The 19,762-nt window shown below is 64.7% G+C and carries 18 protein-coding genes and 1 pseudogene; 8 read left to right on the top strand and 11 right to left on the bottom strand.

The window, feature by feature from the left end:
• Positions 1-360 precede the first annotated feature (360 nt).
• From XI05_RS06265 to XI05_RS06250, 4 genes are all read right to left on the bottom strand, one after another.
• Positions 361-2,007, bottom strand: coding sequence for a GMC family oxidoreductase (locus tag XI05_RS06265; RefSeq protein ID WP_271499814.1), 1,647 nt, complete (start codon positions 2,005-2,007; stop codon positions 361-363).
• A gap of 16 nt (positions 2,008-2,023) precedes the next feature.
• Positions 2,024-2,617: a GNAT family N-acetyltransferase gene (locus XI05_RS06260; RefSeq protein ID WP_271499811.1), complete on the bottom strand. Its 594-nt coding sequence runs from the start codon at positions 2,615-2,617 to the stop codon at positions 2,024-2,026.
• A gap of 138 nt (positions 2,618-2,755) precedes the next feature.
• Complete coding sequence (locus XI05_RS06255; protein ID WP_271499808.1) at positions 2,756-3,682, bottom strand: SMP-30/gluconolactonase/LRE family protein; 927 nt, start codon at positions 3,680-3,682, stop codon at positions 2,756-2,758.
• A gap of 136 nt (positions 3,683-3,818) precedes the next feature.
• Positions 3,819-4,664: an AraC family transcriptional regulator gene (locus XI05_RS06250; RefSeq protein ID WP_271499805.1), complete on the bottom strand. Its 846-nt coding sequence runs from the start codon at positions 4,662-4,664 to the stop codon at positions 3,819-3,821.
• A gap of 172 nt (positions 4,665-4,836) precedes the next feature.
• Here XI05_RS06250 and XI05_RS06245 point away from each other — a divergent pair, with 172 nt between their 5' ends.
• The gene (locus XI05_RS06245; protein WP_271499802.1) at positions 4,837-5,940 is read left to right on the top strand and encodes a mandelate racemase/muconate lactonizing enzyme family protein; all 1,104 of its coding nucleotides are present in this window, start codon (positions 4,837-4,839) and stop codon (positions 5,938-5,940) included.
• Positions 5,941-5,949: 9 nt separating this feature from the next.
• On the opposite strand, the gene XI05_RS06240 is transcribed toward XI05_RS06245, so the two are convergent.
• The gene (locus XI05_RS06240) at positions 5,950-6,306 is read right to left on the bottom strand and encodes a hypothetical protein (protein WP_271499799.1); all 357 of its coding nucleotides are present in this window, start codon (positions 6,304-6,306) and stop codon (positions 5,950-5,952) included.
• A gap of 185 nt (positions 6,307-6,491) precedes the next feature.
• On the opposite strand from XI05_RS06240, the gene XI05_RS06235 reads away from it, so the two are divergent.
• Complete coding sequence (locus XI05_RS06235; RefSeq protein ID WP_271499798.1) at positions 6,492-6,719, top strand: hypothetical protein; 228 nt, start codon at positions 6,492-6,494, stop codon at positions 6,717-6,719.
• A 279-nt stretch (positions 6,720-6,998) separates the two neighbouring features.
• On the opposite strand, the gene XI05_RS06230 is transcribed toward XI05_RS06235, so the two are convergent.
• Positions 6,999-7,655 carry a glutathione S-transferase family protein gene (locus XI05_RS06230; RefSeq protein WP_271499795.1) on the bottom strand — a complete coding sequence of 219 codons (657 nt, stop codon included), beginning with the start codon at positions 7,653-7,655 and terminating at the stop codon, positions 6,999-7,001.
• A gap of 157 nt (positions 7,656-7,812) precedes the next feature.
• Between XI05_RS06230 and XI05_RS06225 the strand changes: the two genes are divergently transcribed.
• Positions 7,813-9,036 (top strand): polyhydroxyalkanoate depolymerase, encoded by a 1,224-nt coding sequence (locus tag XI05_RS06225; protein ID WP_271499792.1) that lies wholly within the window; start codon positions 7,813-7,815, stop codon positions 9,034-9,036.
• A gap of 13 nt (positions 9,037-9,049) precedes the next feature.
• Here XI05_RS06225 and XI05_RS06220 read toward each other — a convergent pair whose 3' ends face one another.
• Together XI05_RS06220 and XI05_RS06215 are read right to left on the bottom strand one after the other, a co-directional pair.
• Entirely contained in the window at positions 9,050-10,054 is a 1,005-nt protein-coding gene (locus tag XI05_RS06220) for an alpha/beta fold hydrolase (protein ID WP_271499789.1), read from the bottom strand.
• A 126-nt stretch (positions 10,055-10,180) separates the two neighbouring features.
• Complete coding sequence (locus XI05_RS06215; protein WP_271499786.1) at positions 10,181-11,110, bottom strand: NmrA family NAD(P)-binding protein; 930 nt, start codon at positions 11,108-11,110, stop codon at positions 10,181-10,183.
• A 101-nt stretch (positions 11,111-11,211) separates the two neighbouring features.
• Between XI05_RS06215 and XI05_RS06210 the strand changes: the two genes are divergently transcribed.
• Both XI05_RS06210 and XI05_RS06205 read left to right on the top strand, forming a co-directional pair.
• Complete coding sequence (locus XI05_RS06210) at positions 11,212-11,841, top strand: TetR/AcrR family transcriptional regulator (RefSeq protein ID WP_271499783.1); 630 nt, start codon at positions 11,212-11,214, stop codon at positions 11,839-11,841.
• A 66-nt stretch (positions 11,842-11,907) separates the two neighbouring features.
• Positions 11,908-12,588: a helix-turn-helix domain-containing protein gene (locus tag XI05_RS06205; protein WP_271499780.1), complete on the top strand. Its 681-nt coding sequence runs from the start codon at positions 11,908-11,910 to the stop codon at positions 12,586-12,588.
• A 12-nt stretch (positions 12,589-12,600) separates the two neighbouring features.
• On the opposite strand, the gene XI05_RS06200 is transcribed toward XI05_RS06205, so the two are convergent.
• The 3 genes from XI05_RS06200 to XI05_RS06190 all read right to left on the bottom strand — a co-directional run bounded on the left by XI05_RS06200 (position 12,601) and on the right by XI05_RS06190 (position 17,344).
• Complete coding sequence (locus XI05_RS06200; RefSeq protein ID WP_271500596.1) at positions 12,601-14,064, bottom strand: aldehyde dehydrogenase; 1,464 nt, start codon at positions 14,062-14,064, stop codon at positions 12,601-12,603.
• 103 nt (positions 14,065-14,167) lie between these two features.
• Entirely contained in the window at positions 14,168-15,373 is a 1,206-nt protein-coding gene (locus XI05_RS06195; RefSeq protein WP_271499777.1) for an ABC transporter substrate-binding protein, read from the bottom strand.
• A 42-nt stretch (positions 15,374-15,415) separates the two neighbouring features.
• Positions 15,416-17,344, bottom strand: a complete 1,929-nt coding sequence (locus XI05_RS06190; protein WP_271499774.1) for an autotransporter domain-containing protein — start codon at positions 17,342-17,344, stop codon at positions 15,416-15,418.
• 145 nt (positions 17,345-17,489) lie between these two features.
• Here XI05_RS06190 and XI05_RS06185 point away from each other — a divergent pair, with 145 nt between their 5' ends.
• The 3 genes and pseudogenes from XI05_RS06185 to XI05_RS39640 form a co-directional block, all read left to right on the top strand.
• A complete protein-coding gene (locus XI05_RS06185) occupies positions 17,490-18,680 on the top strand; it encodes a CaiB/BaiF CoA transferase family protein (protein WP_271499770.1) in 1,191 nt (396 codons plus the stop codon).
• A complete protein-coding gene (locus tag XI05_RS06180) occupies positions 18,677-19,612 on the top strand; it encodes a hydroxymethylglutaryl-CoA lyase (protein ID WP_271499768.1) in 936 nt (311 codons plus the stop codon). The genes XI05_RS06185 and XI05_RS06180 overlap by 4 nt, the downstream gene beginning before the upstream one ends.
• A pseudogene (locus tag XI05_RS39640) lies at positions 19,613-19,705 on the top strand (hypothetical protein); the annotation flags it as partial.
• Positions 19,706-19,762 lie beyond the last annotated feature (57 nt).

The following is a 19,762-nucleotide window of genomic DNA, read 5'->3' as shown; positions in this document are numbered from 1 at the left end:
GCCAAGAGGCTACGCCGGACTTCGGCGCCGTTCGTCTGCACGTGGCCGCGGACTCACAGGGACTACCCGCCCTGCCCGCTACCAATCGTGCCGACGCTGCCGCGTCCATCGCAACCCGGCCCGCGTTTCGAACGACTCGCGAACCGCCCCTCTTCGTCAGGCCGGGCTGTTTCGGGTTATGCCGCAATTCCGAATTTCGGTAAAGTGGAATATTTTTGCGAAGAGGGGTTGACGGGCGGGGCGACACAGCAAGCTTGTAGGGTGGGCAAAGGCGCACTTGCGCCGTGCCCACCACCTCTACAATATTGCAACAGAAGCGTGGGCACGCTTCGCTTTGCCCACCCTACGCAATTGCGCTGCTCACGCCACCGCCGTCTCCGGAATCCTTGCCGCTTCCATCGGCTGCTTGCCGCGGATCAGGTCGGAGGCGCGGTCGGCGATCATCATGGTGGAGGCGTTGAGGTTGGCCGAGATCATGCGGGGCATGACGGAGGCGTCGATGACGCGGAGGCCTTCGAGGCCGTGGACGCGGAGGTGGTCGTCGACCACGGCCCAGGTCGAGTCCGCCGGGCCCATGCGGCAGGTGCAGCCGGGATGGAAGGTGGTGGTGCCGCGCTCAGTGGCGGCGTGCAAAAATTCGTCGTCGGTGTTGACGTTGGGGCCGGGGAAATCCTCGTAGGCGTAATAGGGCGACAGCGGCGCACTCTTCAGCAGGCGCCGCGCGAGCTTCATGCCGCCGACGATGACGCGGCGGTCGAGCTCGGCGTCGAGATAATTGGTCTGGATGATCGGTGGCGCGAACGGATCACTGGAGCGAATGCGGACATAGCCACGGCTCTCGGGGCGCTGCTGCCAGGATGCCACCGTCATGCCGGGCTCGTCCTCGAGCTGGCCCTGCACGCCTTCCTTGTAAGAAGCCGGCGTGAAGGTGAGCTGCAGGTCGGAGCTCTCCGCGCTCTCGCCGGAATGCCAGAAGCAATAGACCATGGTGGGCGACAGCGACAGCAGGCCGCGGCGCGCGGTGGCCCATTTCATCGCCTCGACCCAGAGCCGCCAGCCGCGGCGGAGTTCGTTGATGGTCTTGATGTCTTTTACGCGCGCTACCGTGCGCGGGGCGTAATGGTCCTGCAGGCCTTCGCCGACCGGCAGCGCGTGACGCACGGCGATGCCGTGCTGCTGCAACAGATCCGGCGAGCCGACGCCGGAAAGCTGAAGCAGTTGCGGCGAATTATAGGTGCCGCCGGAGAGGATGACCTCCTTGTTGGCGCGCACCTCCACCGGCGTGCCGCCGCGGCCGCCCTTCATGTAGCGCACGCCGACCGCGCGCTTGCCCTCGAAGATGATCTCGGTCGCATGCGCATGGGTGTGCACATGCACGTTGGGCCGCTTCATCGCCGGCTTGAGAAACGCGGTGGCGCCGGAGACGCGCAGGCCGTTGTTGATGGTACGCTGGCAGTAGGAGACGCCTTCCTGGGTCTTGCCGTTGTAATCGGGGTTGCGGGGAATGCCGAGCGAGACCGCGCCTTCCATGAAGGCCTCGCACAGCGGATCGCGCCAGTTCATGGTGGTGACGATGAGGTTGCCGTCGCGGCCGCGATAGGTGTCCTCGCCCTCGCCGACCCGCTTCTCCAATCGCCGGAAGTAGGGCAGCACGTCGGCATAGCCCCAGCCGCGATTGCCCATCTGCGCCCAGGTGTCGAAATCCATGCGCTGGCCGCGGTTGTAGATGTGGCCGTTGATCGAGGACGAGCCGCCGAGCGTCTTGCCGCGCGGCGCGTAGATGCTGCGCCCGCCGGTCCAGGGCCCTGGTTCCTGCTGATAGGCCCAGTTGATGCTCTTCATGTGGAAGGTCTTGATGAAGCCCGCCGGCAGATGGATGTAGGGATGCCAGTCGGAAGGGCCCGCCTCGAGCACGCAGACGGAGGTGTTGGGGTCCTCGCTGAGCCGGCTGGTGAGCACGCAACCGGCGGAGCCCGCGCCGACGATCACATAATCAAATCTATCCATGGTCCCTCGGCCGCCCCTAGCGCGGCTTGTCGTTGAGTTGAAATTCGAGATGCGCCTGCACCGTCGGCCATTCGGCGGCGGTGATGCTGTAAACGACAGTATCGCGCAAGGTGCCGTTCGGCGCGATCTGATGGCTGCGCAGGATGCCGTCCTGCTTGGCGCCCAGGCGCTCGATGGCGCGGCGGCTCTGGTGGTTGAAGAAGTGCGTGCGGAACTCGACCGCGATGCAGTTCAGCGTCTCGAAGGCGTGGCGCAGCAGCAGCAGCTTGCACTGGGTGTTGAGCGGGCCGCGCTGCGCGCTCTTGCCATACCAGGTCGAGCCGATCTCGACGCGGCGGTTCGTGGCATCGATGTTCATGTAGGTGGTCATGCCGACGATGGTGCCGCCGGCGTCGAACACGGTGAAGGGCAGCATCGAGCCCGCGGCTTGAAGCCCGAGGCGGCGGTCGATCTCCTTGTCCATGTTCTCCGGCCGCGGGATCGCGGTGTACCACAGCTTCGACAGCTCGCCGTCCTTGACGGCCTCGACCAGCCCCTCGCGATGATCATGCGACAGCGGCTCGAGACGGGCGTGCTGTCCGCGCAGGGTGATGGGGTCGGGCCAGGGCATTGAAGTCTCTCTCCGTTGTCATTGCGAGCGAAGCGAAGCAATCCAGAGTCTTACCGCGGAGGCAGTCTGGATTGCTTCGTCGCCAGCGCAAAATTGCTTCGCGATTTTGTCGCGGGCTCCTCGCAATGACGGCTTGGCTCACTTGTTCAGAAAATTCAACGGCAATCCGCCGCGCGGCCAGTCCATCGCAATCAGCTCGCCCCTGCCCGACAGCGTGATGTAGGCGGTTTTCAGCTCGGGGCCGCCGAAGGCGATGTTGGTGGTGACGCGGTCGCCGGTCGGGACCTGTTCCACCAGGGTGCCGTCGGGCGCGATCACCGAGATGCAGCCGGAGACGAGGGTGGCGACACAGACATTGCCGTTCGCCTCCACCGCGAGCGAGTCGAACATCTGGTAGCCGCCGAGGCCGCAGATCGGCTGGCCGCGCTCGCCGCGATAGATCGGATCGCGCGGCTTGAGCGTGCCGGGCGCGGAGAGCTCATAGGCCCAGAGCCGTCCGGTCGGCGTCTCCGCGATGTAGACCGTGCTCTCGTCCGGCGACAGGCCGATGCCGTTGGCCGGCAATATGCCGTGCACGATTTCGACGATCTCGCTCATGCCGGGCTTGAGGTAATACATGCCGCCGACGTCCAACTCGCGCGCGCGGCGCTTGCCGAGATCGGAGAACCAGAGGCCGCCGTGCTTGTCGAAGACGAGGTCGTTCGGCCCGCGCAGATCGTGGGCGCCGCATTTGCTCACGACGGTCTCGACCTTGCCGGACTGCAGGTCGACGCGCTGGATCGCGCCGCCGAGATAATCGTCCGGCTGCGGGCCCGGCATGATCATCTTGCCGGCCGGAATCCAGGAGAAGCCGCCATTGTTGCAGATGTAGATCTTGCCGTCGGGCCCGAGCGCGGCGCCATTCGGACCGCCGGGAATTTTCGCCACGATGTCCTTGCGACCGTCGGGATAAATGCGCGTCAGGCGCTGGCCGCGGATCTCCACCAGCACCACCGAACCGTCCGGCATCACGACCGGCCCTTCGGGAAATTCGAGGTCGGTGGCGAGAACGCGGACGTTGGACATTGGAGACCCTCCCGGCTGCTTGTTATGGCTTGCACGGGATGTCCGGCACGGGCCCCCGCAGGCAAGATTTGCCTGCGGTTATGGCAAAGTCGCCGGAGCTTGCCAAGCAATCGGGACGGTATGCCAGCGTTGCGTGTTATTCTTTGACCGGTATCCAGATTTCGAAGCCACCATTGCCGGTCGCGGGATCGAATTTCTCGTCATAGCGCTCGAAGTTCGGCGCGTCCGCGGCTGTCAGGCCGGACGTTGGCAGCCATTGATTCCAGATCGTGTTGACGGTGCGCCGGATCGAGGCGACGTGGTCCTTGTGCGTGAACACCGCATAGCGCTGCTCCGGAATGCGGATGCGACCGAAGCGGCGCGGCAGGTCGGAGAAATCGGCGACCTCGACGCCGGCGATGTAATCGAAATTGCCGGCATCATCGCCGTTGCAGCAGACGCCGTAGGCGACTTGATTTTTCCCTTGGCCGACGCGCACGGGGATGTCGGAGACCTCCTGATGGAAGCGTTGCCAAAGGCCGGGGATCATGGCGCCGTTGTCGCAGGCGATGCGCTCGGCGGGACCGGCGATGAGGAAGGCCTTTGCCGTCTCGAAGCGCGGTGGGCCAAGATGGTCGAGCATGGTGGAGTCCATGAGGATCGGCTCCTGTAGCCTGAGCTGGTTGACGCACGCTGCCGCCCTCACCGCTTCGGGCGTGGTGCCGAATTGGTCGCGGAACGCGCGGGTGAAAGCTTCGTGCGAGCCGTAATCCGCCTCCAGCGCCAGTGACAGGATGTCGGGTGCGCCCTTTGCCAGGCAGCGCGCCGCCTCCGTCAGCCGCCGCGCGCGCACGTAGCGCATCACCGGCACACCGACTGCTGCGGCAAACGCACGCACGATGTGGAACCGCGACACGCCCGAGATCGCAGCGATCTCGTCGAGCGTCAGCGGCTCGGCCAGATGGCTCTCGATGTACCAGAGCGCGCGCTGGGCTGGATTCATGGCGGTTCAGACCCTCGTTCGAAGCGCGGCGATGATGCGCTGCTCGGCATCGCCCTGCTTGATCGGCATTGCTGTCCTTCGCACGAGGATAGCCGGCCAACGGCCACTGGCAACGCCCCGGTGTTCGTGGCTAAACTCGGCGAAACCGCTCACGAGAAAGGGGAACCGGGTCATGGAAATCACCGATGTGCGGGCGCACCATATCCGCATCCCCTATGATTCCGGTGTCGCGAGCTTCCGCCAGGGCGCTTCCGCCATCACGGCCCTCGACATGGTCCTCGTCGAGGTCACGACCGATGCCGGGCTGACGGGCTGGGGCGATGCCTTCGCCTATGTCTGTCCGCGCACGACCCGCAGCGCGGTCGATGAGATGATCGCGCCGCAGGCCCGCGGGCTGAAGGTGCCCGATGCGGCCGGCATTGCCGCAGTGATGGAACAGATCCAGCGCAACCTGCATCTGTTCGGCCGCTACGGCATCACCATGTTCGCGATCTCCGGCCTCGATATCGCGCTGTGGGACCTGGCCGCGAAGGTCGCAGGCGTGCCGCTGCACCGCCTGCTGGGCGAAATCAGGCGCACGGCGATTCCGGCTTACGCGAGCCTGCTGCGGATCGGCTCGCCGGACAACATCGCCGCCGAATGCAGGAAGGCGCTCGCGCTCGGCTATGGCGCGATCAAGCTGCACGAGACCACGACGCCTGCGGTGCTCGCCGCGCGCGCGGCGATCGGCCCCGACATTCCGCTGATGGTCGACATGAACTGCCCGCTGACCGGCGAGCAGGCGATCGCCTTCGCGACGACATGCCGCGATGCACAGCCGATGTTTCTGGAGGAGCCGGTCTGGCCGCCGGAAGATTTTGCCACGCTTGCCGAGGTACGCAGCAAGAGCGGGCTCGGCATTGCCGCCGGCGAGAATGCCTGCACGGAATATCAATTCCGCCAGATGATCGAGGCGGGCGCGGTCAGCCACGCCCAGCCATCGGTGACCAAGGTCGGCGGCATCACGGAATTCATGAAGGTCGCAGCGCTGGCCGATCGGTCCGGCATCAAGATCGTGCCGCACTCGCCTTACTTTGGCCCGGGCCTGCTGGCGACGCTGCATCTGCTCGCGACGCGCGACGACGGGCTGGTCGAGATGTTCTACCTGAAACGCGAGGCCTGCCTTTGGGGCGGCCGCGCCGATGTCGATGCGAGCGGCCACGTCGCGGTGCCCTCGGGTCCCGGGCTAGGGTACGAGCCCGATCGTGGCGTGATGGAGCGCTATCGCGTGATGTGACCGGCGCGATTATTTCGCGGCGTCCTTCGCCGGCGGCGCGTCCTGTTTCTTCTTCAGATCCTCGGCAGTCTTCGCCTGCGCGGCCTGGAGATCGAGAAGCGTCTTCTGCAAGCCGGCGACGGCTGTCTTCAACGCATCGATCTGACGACCCGCGGCATCCAGCTTCTGCTGATGGTCGAGGGTGAGCTTGGTGATCGTCTTCTGCAGGAAGTCGACATTGCTCTGGAGGCAGCTGGTGCGGCGCTCCATGGTCTTCTCGACCGTGCAGATCTCGATGCCGGGCACGTCCTGCGCGAGCACGGGCAGAGGCGCCAGCGCTGCGAGCAGCAATATCGCGAAACAAATGCCGGCGTTTCGAAGCAGCATGAAAGTTCCTCGGCCAGTCGATCAAATCAATGTGCGCTGTTTGTGCGCAGCCGCGTGAAGCTACCACACTCGCACCGCATTCTCGCGTTGAGCTTGGGACCGTTCCCTGGGACGGGGAACGATGATCCGCGCGCGGAAGATGTGGGGCGCTCTGTCCGCGGCTTTGTTTAGGGGAGAATATTAGAATGGCAACGCGCGATAGACGTTTGGCGGAATTCGACGGCGCCGGAGAACCACCGCCGGGCCTGCCACTCGAAGTGCTGTGCGAGGATCACAGCGGGACATATCAACTGCCGTTCGCCTGCCGCTATGTCGAGGGACGCTGGCAAAACCACGAGGCCGGGATTGCGGTGGAAGCAACCGTGATCGGCTGGCGCCTGCCGCGCGTGAAGCAGCAGCGCGGGGCCGCCTGAAGGCGTTCTCTGTTTCAAAATGCGACGGAGCCGCGCTCCGCTTTAACCTTCGGAACGCGGCCCGAACGAATCACGTCCGAATCAGCCGAAGCGCTCTGTACGCATCTGTTCACGGCTAGATCTCGCGGCCGCCCGGCAGGCGCGCACAATATGTGCGCAGCGGCGGGATCGCAGACGCCTCTCACCGGCACCAAAGGTTAATTGTTGCAAAGGCATAGCGCTGCGGTCGCAGCGGACAGCCCCGCGCCGCCGAAACAGGCAGGGCCGTGCGACACCTGCCTAATATTCGACCTCGAGCTCCTCGATCTCGGCCGGCTCCTCCTTCGCCGCCGCGATCCATTCCTGCATCTCGGGCATTGCCACGATGGTGTCGGCATAGGCCTTCAGGGGCGGCGCGAGCTTGACGTCGTAGGTCACGAAGCGCGTCACGACAGGGGCGTACATCGCGTCCGCCATAGTGCGCTTCTCGCCGAACAGGAAGGGGCCGCCCGATTTCTCCAGGCAGTCGCGCCAGATGAACCAGACCCGGTCGATGTCGGCCTGCGCCCGCGACCAGATCTTGAAGCCGGGAAAGTGCCCCTTCAGGTTGACCGGCAGCGAGGCGCGCAGCGTGGTGAAACCGGAATGGATTTCGCCTGAGATCGAGCGGCAATGGGCGCGCTGGATGCGGTCGGGCGGCAACAAGCCTGCGTCCGGCATCACCTCGTTGAGATATTCGGCAATGGCCAGCGTGTCCCAGACCACGGCGCCCTCGTGCCGCAGGCACGGCACCAGGATCGAGGACGACAGCAGCAGGATCTCGGCCCGCGCCGACGGATCGTCCGGTGCGGTGACGATCTCCTCGAAATCGAGCCCGGAGAATTTCGTCAGCAGCCAGCCACGCAGCGACCAGGACGAGTAGTTCTTGCTGCTGATGGTCAGTGTCGCCTTCGCCATATGACCCTTTCCCTGGTCCCGACCTCGGCCCGGCCTGCCCGCGGCCTTTGGCTTCCACGGCTTGAACAGCAAGCGACGTGCCAGTTTTACGCGGGGCCACGATCGCCGTCTGGCGTCCTTATTGCATAGCAGCACGGGACGGGGTGGGCGATTCAGTATGATGTCGATGTACTATCAGGCTTTTCAGAACCACATGGACCTGACGGCGCCATGGCGCGCGGGGGCTTCGTCCGCGCTCAAATTCCTCCATCTGGTGCCTCAGGGCCAATCGGACCAGGTGGTCGGCCGGCTGTCGGCCGCGCTGGAGCTGATCTCGCGCTCCACCCTCACCTATGACCGTCCCGCCTACGGCATCGACAGCGTCATGGTGGGCAATCGCGAGGTCGCCGTCAGAGAGGAGATCGCCTACGCGACCCCGTTCGGCTCGCTGCTGCACTTCAGGAAAGAGGGCGTCGGCGAGCAGCCGCGCATGCTGCTGGTGGCGCCGATGTCCGGCCACTTCGCGACGCTGCTGCGCGGCACCGTGAAGACGCTGCTGCAGGACCACGACGTCTACATCACCGACTGGCACAATCCGCGCGACATCCCGCGCAGCGAGGGCCGCTTCGGGCTCGACGACTATACCGAGCACCTGATCGACTTCCTCGGCCAGCTCGGGCCGCGCCCGCACATGGTGGCGATCTGCCAGCCGTCCGTCTCCGCGCTCGCGGCCGCCGCGATCATGTGCGAGGACAACCATCCCTCGCGCCCGGCGACGCTGACGCTGATGGCCGGCCCGATCGACACGCGGATCCAGCCGACCAGGGTCAACGAGTTCGCCAAGAGCAAGCCGATCGAATGGTTCGAGCGCAATCTGATCAATTACGTGCCGGTGCAATGCCGCGGCGCCTTGCGCAAGGTCTATCCCGGCTTCGTGCAGCTCACCGCCTTCGTCTCGATGAATCTCGAGCGCCACATCAAGCAGCACATGGATCTCGCCAACCACATCGCCAAGGGCGAGAAGGAGAAGGCCGCGACCATCAAGACGTTCTACGACGAATATTTCGCCGTGATGGACCTGCCGGCCGAGTTCTACATCGAGACCGTGCGCGACGTGTTCCAGGAGCACCTCCTGCCGCAAGGCAAGCTGATGCATCGTGGCCGTCCCGTGAACACCAGGGCCGTCAGCCGCATGGGCCTGATGACGGTCGAAGGCGAGAAGGACGACATCTGCTCGATCGGCCAGACGCTGGCCGCCCAGGACCTCTGCACCGGCGTGCGCGCCTATCGCCGCGTCCACCACATGCAGGCCGGCGTCGGCCATTACGGCGTGTTCTCCGGCAAGCGCTGGAACAACGAGATCTATCCGCTGCTGCGCGACTTCGTGCACGTGAATTCGTGAGGCGGCCCGGTCATCACGAGCGGCTCGGCAGGGCACGGACGAATTCGATCAGCGCCGCACTGACATCGTTCGGCCGCTCCTGCTGGGTCCAGTGGCCGCAACCGGGAAGCATCCTGATCCCGCGCAGGCCGGGCACGAGGCCTTTCATGTTCGCGAGCAATTGGTCGGTGCCCGGGAAGGCGACGATGAAATCGCGATCACCGGCGATATAAAGCGCCGGCACGTTTACTTGCAGGCCGGACAGCGCACCGGTGATCTCCCAATTGCGATCGATGTTGCGGTAATAGTTCAGCGCACCCCTGAAGCCGCTGCGCTTGAACTGTTCTCCGTAGAAATCGATGTCGGCTTCGGTGATCCAGGACGGTAACGTTGCCGGCGCACCGGGGCCTTGCAGGAATCCGCCGCCCTTCGGAACCATGCCGAGGTTTGGCGCAGGTCCACCGGCCGCGGCGGCTGCACGTGCTGCGGCGACACCATCTCCGGATGCACCGAACAGCATGTTGCGAATGGTGGCGCGCGGATCGCGCTCCAGCTCGGCCTCGGCCTTCCCCGGCTCCTGGAAATAGAGCTGATAGAATTGTGCGTTCTCGGTCCGCGGCATGAGACTGGTCGGCAGCGTCTTGCCCCGCGGACGGAATGGGACGCTCAGTGCGGCGATGGCCCTGAACCGATCGGGCCGCGTCAGCGCCGCCTGCCAGGCAACGCTGGCGCCCCAATCATGACCGACGATGACTGCATGCGATTCGCCCAGGGCATCGAGAATGCCGACCATGTCACCCACGAGGTGAAGGGTGGTGTACTGATCGATCGCCTGCGGTGCATCGCTCTTGCCATAGCCGCGCATGTCGGGCGCGACGACTCGGAAGCCGGCTGCCGCGAGATCGTCGATCTGGCGTCGCCAGGAATACCAGGATTCCGGGAAGCCGTGCACCAGAAGCACCAGCGGCCCCTCGCCTTGCTCGGCGATGTTGATGTGAATGCCGTTGCCGGCGATGATCCGTTGCGTCGTCTTGCTCATTTGTCGATCTCGTTCCGAAGTTGCGGCGAATGCATTCGATGAAGGAAGCCCGGGCATCGCCCGAAATGCGAGCGCCCCCATTGTCCCCGTCAGCAATTGACGCCTGTTCATGAGCTGTGCCTCCAGTCAGGCCGTTGCGCGTACCGCCGGCGAGGCCAGTTCGGCCCCGCGCTCGCGGATGAATTGCTCGAAGGTCTTCGGCTTGGCGCCGCCGATCGTCTCGATCGTGTCGCTTGCGCTGAAGCGCGCTGCCTCCGCCGTAGCGCTCGCGGCACGCAGCGACTTCCAGAGCGAGGAGAGATGCTCGACCGCATGCGCGTTCCAGCCCCGTGCGAGCGCTTCGCCTCGCCACTGCTCGTCGGTGATCTCCTCGTAGTGCGTGTCCCTCTGAAGGACACGCGCAAACGTCTCGACGACGTCGCGAACGGAGATCACGCTTCCGATCACGGGATAGGCAGCTCCAGCCTCCAGCGCGGGCGCCGTCAGCAAACCGACGGCGATCCGCGAGACGTCCTCGGCCGCGATCAGCGGGAGAAGCGTATTCTGGTCGCCGAGCGGCAGCCGGATGGCTCCCTTCGCAGGCAGGTTCGCCCCCACAAGACGCGCGACGTTTTCATAGAAGACGGTGGCGCGGATGTGGACCGGGCCGACGCCAGCCCATTCGAACACCTGTTCGGACAGGTAGTTCTGCCGCATTCGCGGCGTGGGCGCATCGAGCGAGGATTGATACATGACGAGGTTGACGAGGCGGGAGACGCCATGCCTGCGCGCTGCGAGCGCCATCGCCGCCGTCGCATCCGCCAGCCCGTCCTGAACCGGATAGGCGAAATAGATCGATGACACCCCCTGTGCGGCCGCATCCACCGATCTCGCATCGAGGAAGTCGCCGACGACGATGTCAGCACCGAGCGACTTCAGGCGATCGGAGCGCTCGTCGCGCTGGCGTACGAAGGCGCGGACGCCGACACCGCGTTCGAGCAGCATGTCCGCGACATGCCTGCCTGTCCTTCCCTGCATGCCGCCGGCGGCAGAGGTCACGAGAACTGTGTTCGACATCACAATGGTCCTTTACGATTGCTACGGCCATTGGTACTGATCAGTACCTGATGGATCGAAATATGGTACTGACTAGTACCAAGTCAAGCGGAAAGTTTGCGATGAGCGCGAAGATCAAGCCGCCCGTTAAGGAGGCGGAAGGTCCCGAGATCCGAAAACGAATCCTCGGTGCGGCCCTTTCCGCTTTCATGGAGGGAGGTTATGCGCAGACCAGCACGCTCGAAATCGCGACGCGTGCGCGCGTTTCGAAGCGGGATCTCTACACGCTGTTCGGCAACAAGGAGGCGATGCTCGTCGCCTGCATCTCCGAGCGCGCTCAACGGCTCCAGGCGCCGGTCGATCTGCCCGCACTGCGCGACCGGAAAACGCTCGCCGGCGTGCTCACCGCGTTTGGAACGAAGCTCCTGACGGAAACGACCGACCCGGTGGTCGTCGCCGTGTTCCGGCTGGCCATATCCGAAACGGTCAACGCGCCGAAAGTCGCGCAAACCCTGGAGACGATGGCCCGCAAGCCGATCCGCGAAGCGTTGCGGACTATCATGGCGAACGCGGTGTCGGCCGGGCTGCTGACCGGAGAGCCGGAGGCGATGACCGATACTTTTCTGGGCGTGCTGTGGGGAGACCTGATGACGGGGCTTCTGCTCCAGACCATCGACCGGCCGAGTACCGCCGACATCGCACGACGGGCCGGCGAGGCGTCGACAGTCGTGATCGAACGTCATGCGGCTTGAGGTACTGTCGAGACACGATACTCGATGAACTTGTGACGCAGCCCGACTTCTGAAATTATGCGCCTCATGCACGATAGATCCCCAGCAGGACGGCAAAAGCCTTCGGAAGCAAGCGAGGCCGCCATCACCCGCAAGGCCGCGGCAAAATCGAAGGGCCAGGCGCGCGCGACCCGTGGAGGCGACGATGCCCTCATCGTCGAGCTCGGCAGCCGCGTGAAGCGGCTGAGGACTCAGGCCGGCCTCACCCTCGAAGAGTTTGCGGCACAGTCCGGCGTCAGCCGCGCCATGCTGTCCAAGGTCGAGCGTGGCGAGAAGAGCCCGACACTGGCGATCATCGTGAGGATCGCGAAGGGACTCAACGTCTCGATGTCCGCGTTGATGGGCGCAGAGCCCGATGCTGCCCAGGTCGCGGTGATCCGGAAGGCGAATCGCCTGGCCTTCAAGGATCCCGAAACCGGTTTCGAACGTCACAACTTGTCGCCGTCTCACCTCGACAACGACCTCGAATTTCTGCTGCACCGCATTCCAGCCGGCGAATCCTCGGGCGAGCTGCCGCCCTACAAGGTCCCGACCGAGAAATACCTCGTGGTGCACGAGGGCGAGTTGACGGTGCAGACCGGCGAGGCCAACTACGTGCTCGGCACCGGAGACTCCTTCTACTTCGACGTGCGCGAGCCCTACCGCTTCATCAACGCAGGCAGGATTCCTTGCGCCTACTACCTCGTGATCCGCCGCCGCCGGGTCTGAGCCGTTTCCCGCCTATTGCAATGTAAACGGGTTGGAGATCGCGGGCCTCGGATTGATGAAGACGCTCTTGGCCTCCATGTATTCGTAGATCGCTTCGAGCCCGTTCTCCCGGCCGAGGCCGGACTCCTTGAAGCCGCCGAACGGCGACAGGTAGCTCACCACGCGGTAGGCGTTGACCCAGACCGTTCCCGCCCGCAGCCGCTTCGGCAGCGAAAGCGCGCGGGCAAGGTCGGTGGTCCACAGCCCTGCAGCGAGGCCAAACGGCGTGTCGTTGGCGAGCGCCACCGCCTCGTCGTCGGAGTCGAACCGGATCACGCTGAGCACCGGCCCGAACACCTCTTCGCGTGCGATGCGCATGTCGTTGGTGACGTCGGCGAAGATGGTCGGCTCGACGAACCAGCCCTCGCCGCATTCGGGGCGGGTCGCCCGCCACCCGCCGAGGACGCAGCGGGCGCCCTCCTCCTTGGCAAGCTCGATATAGTCCAGCACCTTTTGCAATTGCTGTTCGGTCGCGACCGGCCCGACGTCGGTGTCCGGGCTGTTGGGATTGCCGAGGCGCGCCGCCTTCATCACCTCGACGAGGCGCGCGAGAAAGGCGTCGTGGATCGAGGAATGCAGCAGCAGCCGTGACCCCGCCATGCAGGTCTGGCCGCTCGCGGCGAAGATGCCCGAGATGACACCCTTGACCGCGTCCTCGATGCCGGCATCGCCGAACACGATGTTCGGTGACTTGCCGCCGAGCTCGAGCGAGACGCGCTTGAACTGCCGCGCCGCCGCTTCATAGATGTTGCGGCCAGCAAGGTTGCCGCCGGTGAAGGCGATGCGATCGACGCAGGGATTCTCGACCAGAGGCCCGCCCGTCTCGGCGCCCAGTCCGGTCACCACGTTGACCACACCCTTGGGAAAACCCGCCTGCTCGAACAGCCCCACCAGCGCAAGCAGCGACGTCGAGGCGTATTCGGACGGCTTGATCACGACGGTGTTGCCGGCAGCCAGCGCCGGCGCGAGCTTCCAGACCGTGAGCAGCAAGGGTGAATTCCAGGGCGTGATCGCGCCGACGACGCCGACCGGCTCGTAAGACACGTAGTGCAGCATGCCCTTCTTGTCGGTCGGCGGCATCCGGCCCTCGATCTTGTCGGCGAGCCCGCCATAATACTGGAACCAGCGCGGCAGATATTTCATCTGCCCCAGCATCTCGACCCTGAGCTTGCCGTTGTCGCGCACCTCCAGTTCGGCCAGTCGCTCCGCATTGGCGGCGATCAAGTCGCCAAGCCGATGCAACAACAGGCCGCGGTCGCTCGGATGCATGCTGGCCCAGGGGCCGCTCACGAAAGCACGATTGGCTGCCTGCACGGCGCGATCGACGTCTTGCGCATTGCCGCGCGGGATCACGGCCCAGGCCTTTCCCGTGTACGGGTTCTTGGTCTCCAGCCACCGTCCCGAAACCGACTCGCACCATTCGCCGTCGATATACATCTTGAATGCCTCGAGCTGAGGCAAGACATCAGCTCGCACCTGGCCAGACAACACCGACGAACCTTCCGCATTCATGGGACACCTCGACTTCCAGACAACACTCCTACCTCACGGCGAGGTAAGGACATCCGCTCTTCTCTGCCGGCACGAACAGGCCATCACCCGGGAGCGTTGCCACGAGCTTGTAGAGATCCGCCGGGCTCTTGGAGTCCTGGGGGCTCTTCACCTCGAAGATGTGCATATCGGACACGACGCGCCCATTGGCCTGAATGTGCGCATGCTGAATCAGATTGCCTTCGATCGGCTGCTGCAGCATCTTGGCCTGAACTTGCGCGGCCTCGTCCGTGCCGATCGCCGCGACCGCCTTCAGGTAGTGGGTGGTGGCAAGGTAAGCCAGCACATGGCCCATGGTCGGAACGGCATTGCCGCTGCGGGCCATGAAGCGCTTCGACCAGGCGCGAGTCTCCTCGTTCATGTCCCAGTAGAAGGATGCTGCGAGCCGCAGGCCTTGCGCGGTGGAAAGGCCGAGCGCCGTCACGTTGTTCTCGAATACCAGCATGGTTGCAAGTTTGGCGCTGACGCCGAACTCCTTTGCCTGCTTGATGGCGAGCACGAGGTCAGGACCGGCGTTGGCAAGCCCGATCACGTCTGCGCCTGACCCTTGCGCGGCGAGGAGCTGCGAGGCCAAATCGGTGACGTTCAGGGGATGTAACACCTGGCCCACGACCTGACCGCCGGAGGCCTTCACGGTCTCGCCGGCATCGGCAGCCAGATTCTTGCCGAACACATAATCGGCGACGATGAAGAACCATTTCTTGCCGCCCCCGTCGACGATGCCCTTGGCGATGGTCTTGGACAGCTCGCTGGTCGACGGCGCCCATTGCGTGCCATAGGGCGAGCAGCCGTCGCCGCTGAAATTCGAGGCGTAGCCGCCGCTGACCAGCGTGGTCTTCTTCAGCGTGCGGGCGATCGCCTGCACGGCCAGCCCGACCGAACTCGCCCCGCCGGGAATGATGGCGCTGACGCCCTGCTGCTCGATGAACTGACGTGCCAACGCCGCGCCGATATCGGGCTTGCTCTGATGGTCGGCCGAGACCACTTCGATTTGGCGGCCCAGCACCTTGCCGGCGAAATCCTCGACCGCCATCTTCGTGGCCAGCACGGTGCCCGGTCCGCCGTTGCCGGAATAGATGCCCGACATGTCGTCGATCACGCCGATTCGGAACGGCGCATCCTCGGCGTAGGCGGCTGCGGGAACAGCGCCGAGCAGCACCGCGACAGAGGTCGCGCGAAGCAGTGAAACGATCATGGTCTCCTCCCTGTGATTGGCGGATTCTTCATTTCCATGGCCTCAGAACGCGACCTTCACCGCGCCCTGCACGGCAAATTGCGGGTTGCTGTTTCCGAACGTGCTCGCCGCGGTCAGAACGCCGCTGACATTGCCGGTCAACGCGGTCGAAACGCCGCCCACCACCTTGCCATAGGTGCGGTCGGGATTTCCCGCCACGACGGTATAGATCGGGAGCGCGAGCGCGGCCGTCTCGGCGGCGAGCAGCGTGCGCGCGCCGCCCAGGAAATCGTGCTCGGCCGTCAAGTTGACGAAGGAGTTGAAGGCCCGGGCACCGACCAGGAACGGGATGCGGAACTGCACGCCGGCACTGCCGGTCAAGCCTTCGAGCTTCTGGCGCGCCACGAACTGGGTGATGATGGGATCGCCGGTTTCGGTGTAGGGATCGACGTTGGTGTAGTCGTAGAGCAGCCCGACCAGCGGGCCGACGCGGACGCGGCCAATGTCGAACAGATAGGCCGACTTGAACCCGGCCGTGAAGGTGTCGCCTCTCGTGCTGCCGCGGATCGTATCGACGACGCCGGGCCGATCGACCCGATAGTTGTTGTAGCCATAGGTTGCGACGATATCGGTCAGAAGATGCGAATGGGTCAAGGACGCATAGCCGGCGACCTGATAGCTGTCGAGATTGAGGTGGCCGCTGCCGCCATGCAGATTGGCGACCGGATTGGTGTAGTTGAGCGCGCCGCCGACGCGGATGTCGGGACCGAGCTTGACGTCGGCGCCGAGAGTGCCGCCCGCCAGCGTGTAGTCGAAACCGACGGCGTTACCGTCAGCGCCGAAGCGGTCGCCGCGGCTGCCGCTGCCATAGGCAGCGGCGAGATAGACCGACAGAGGCAGCTCGGGCGCAAGACGTCCCGGCGCCTTCGTGCTCAAGCCCGGCCGATCCATGGACGCGAAGGCCTGAGACGGTCCGCCCGTGACACGCGGATCGTCGACACGAAAGGCGTCGAGCCGCGAGAAGATCGAGCTGGAGAAGTTCTGCGCGGTCAGCTGCGCGATATCGGCCTGCGCCGCGAGCCCATCCTGCGCCGCGAGCAGGTTGGCCTCGTAGCGCGCGATCACGGCATAGCCGGCTTCGGTCGGGTGCAGGTCGAACATGAAATGCTGGTTCTGCACGTCCTTTGACGCGTTCACACAATTGCCGTCGAAGACGCAGGCGGTGCCCGTCTTGAAGCCGAGGCTTGCCGGATCGGTGTAGGCCTTGGTGTAGATCGCGGCGAGATCGATGACGCGGAGGCGAACGCCTGGCGCCGCGAGCGGCGCGAGCGTGCTCGCAAGATTTGCGTTCACCAGGCCGAAGAAGGTCGTGGCCCCCGGAATGTTCGGAAATGCATAGGGGGGACCGAACGGATAGAATCCGCCGGTCACATAGAAATTGTAGGCCGACGAGGAGAACATGTTCTCGACGACGAAATTGCGCCCGCCCGCTTTGATCAGCTGTGCAATGTTGTCGTATTGTCGCGACAGCGTTGCCGCGGACAGCGTTTGCGGCGTGTAGGGGGCTCCGTTCGGATCGAGAATTCCGAGCAAGGGCGCAGCCGAGTTGTTGGGCATGCCGCCGACGACGATCAGGTCGTTCGGCTGAAAGCTCCGGCCAGCGGCCGTGAACTCGACGATCTGTTGCGCGACGGTCGGCCCGCCGTTGAACGCGGGAAAGACGCCATTGCCGACGCCGTTGTAGGCGTAGTCGTTGGTCTTGATGAAGCTGAAGCTCGTGAGCTGCGAGAGCCATTGCAGCGTCCCGCGGCCGTTGCCGCAGGCGCCATAGGGCGCCGATTGCGGGAATGCGATCGGACAATTGCGCGACACGTCGAGCAGGCTGTCGCCAAACCCATAGATCGTTCCGAGCTGCTGCGCCTGCGCGCTGGCAACAGGCATTCCTGCGGCCAGCAGCCAGGCTGCGGCCGACACCGCTGACTTGAGTCTCACGGCTGCGTCCCCCGATGTCGTGTTCGTCCCTTAGATGGCGTCTTGCGTGCGCCTCGTTGTGAAGAAGCCTAGCAGAAATTTTCTATTATGAAAGAGAAATCTTCTATAGGAGATTTGAGACATCAATGGAGGGGGAGGGTTCGAGATGGAAGGTCCACTTGCCGGCATTCGCGTGCTCGAGCTCGGTACGTTGATCGCCGCGCCTTTTGCAGCGCGGCTGTTCGCCGAGTTCGGCGCCGAGGTGATCAAGATCGAACAGCCGGGCCAAGGCGATCCCTTGCGCAAGTGGCGCAAGCTGCATCAGGGCACTTCGCTGTGGTGGTACCTGCAATCGCGCAACAAGAAATCGATCGCGCTCGATCTCAAATCGGCGGACGGCATTGCAATCGCGAAGGCGCTCGCGGCCAGAGCAGACGTCGTGATCGAGAACTTCAGGCCGGGCGCGCTCGAGAAGATCGGTCTCGGCTGGGACGTGCTCTCGGAGCTGAATCCGAAGCTGACGCTGGTGCGGATCTCCGGCTACGGGCAGACCGGCCCGTACCGCGATCGCCCCGGATTCGGCGCGATCGGCGAGGCGATGGGCGGGCTACGCTACACGACGGGCGATCCACAATCGCCGCCGGCGCGCACCGGCATCAGCATTGGCGACAGCCTCGCCTCACTGCACGCGGTCATCGGCGCGCTGATGTCGCTGCTACATGTCAGGACCGGCGGCAAGGGACAGATTGTCGACGTCTCGCTGTTCGAGAGCGTCTTCAATCTGATGGAGAGCCTTATTCCGGAATACGACCTGATGGGCCATGTCCGCGCGCGCAGCGGTGGCGCCCTGCCCGGCATCAGTCCATCCAACACCTATCCGACGCGCGATGGCAGCTACATCGTCATCGCCGGTAACAGCGATGCAATCTTCAAGCGGTTGATGAACGCGATCGGCCGGCCCGATCTCGGCACGGATAAGACACTCGCGACCAATGACGGGCGCGTGGCCCGGAACGCCGAGCTCGATGCGGCCATTGCGGACTGGACGGGCCGGCACAGCGTCGCGGATGCCCTGGAGGCGCTCGAAGCCGCAGGCGTACCGGCGGGGCGCATCTATTCGGTGGCCGACATCGTCGACGACCCGCACTATCTCGCGCGCGAGATGATCGTGCCGGCCATGCTGCCCGGCGAGGTCCCGGTCAAGATGCCGGGGATCGTCCCAAAGCTCTCGGCCACCCCCGGCGCAATCCTCTGGAGCGGCCCTGAGCTCGGCGCGCACACCGAAGCCGTCCTCGCCGAACTGGGCAAGACCGAACAGGATATCCGGGAGCTGCGACAGCGCGGGGTCGTCCAATGAACACCACACCCGATATCGTCATTCAGGAGGTCTGCCCGCGCGATGGCCTCCAGATTGAGCCGGTCATCGTGGCAACGCAGCGCAAGGTCGGGTTGATCGATCGCTTGTCCGCGTTTGGCTTTCGCCGGATCGAGGCGGGGTCGTTCGTCTCCCCCAAGGCAGTCCCTGCGCTCGCCGATGGAGAGGCCGTATTCCGTTCTATCGTCCGACGTAAAAACGTGATCTTCGTTGCGCTTGTCCCCAATCTCAGGGGCGCCGAACGCGCGCTGGCGGCGCGTGCCGACGAGCTGAATTTCGTGATGTCGGCGAGCGTGACGCACAACCTCGCCAATATGGGCATGGACCACGAGGGCTCACTATCGGCCCTGGCCGAGGCCATCGCAGCGACCGCGGGGCGCACTCCTGTCAATGCCACCCTCGCGACCGCCTTCGGTTGTCCGTTCGAAGGCGAGCAGGACGAGGGCAAGGTGCTGCGCCTGATCGAGGCATATCTTTGCTTCGGCGCACGAAGCATCACGCTTGCAGATACCACAGGCATGGCGAACCCGAAGCTCGTGAGGCAGCGCGTCAAGTCCGTGCTTGGTCTCGTCCCACGCGACGCGTTGACCTTGCATTTCCACAATACGAGGGGACTCGGGCTCGTCAATGTGATGGCCGCATTCGACGCAGGCGCGCTCCGTTTCGATGCATCTCTGGGCGGTCTCGGCGGCTGCCCGTTTGCGCCCGGCGCGTCGGGCAATGTCTGCACCGAAGACCTCGTCAATCTCTGCGAGGAGATCGGCCTGACCACCGGCCTCGATCTCGCAGGCCTGATTGCACTGTCCCGCGAATTGCCCTCGATCGTCGGACGTCCTGGGCCGGGACAGGTCGCCAAGGCGGGCCGCTCCTGCGATCTCCATCCGGCTCCGCTCAGGATCACGCTGACGGACTAGGCCGCCGTCGGCCATCGCGCCGTGTTCTCCGGCAGGCGCTGGGACAACGAGATCTATCCGCTGCTGCGCGACTTCGTGCACGTGAATTCGTGAGGGTCGCGCCGCGGCGCACTAGAGCTGCTCTTCAAGCTCGTATCGCGCTGGGCCACG

The organism is Bradyrhizobium sp. CCBAU 11357, from assembly GCF_028128865.1.
Taxonomy (GTDB): Bacteria; Pseudomonadota; Alphaproteobacteria; order Rhizobiales; family Xanthobacteraceae; genus Bradyrhizobium.
The sequence above is the reverse complement of the archived record's forward strand: the minus strand, read 5'-3'. Positions and strand labels throughout refer to the sequence as shown.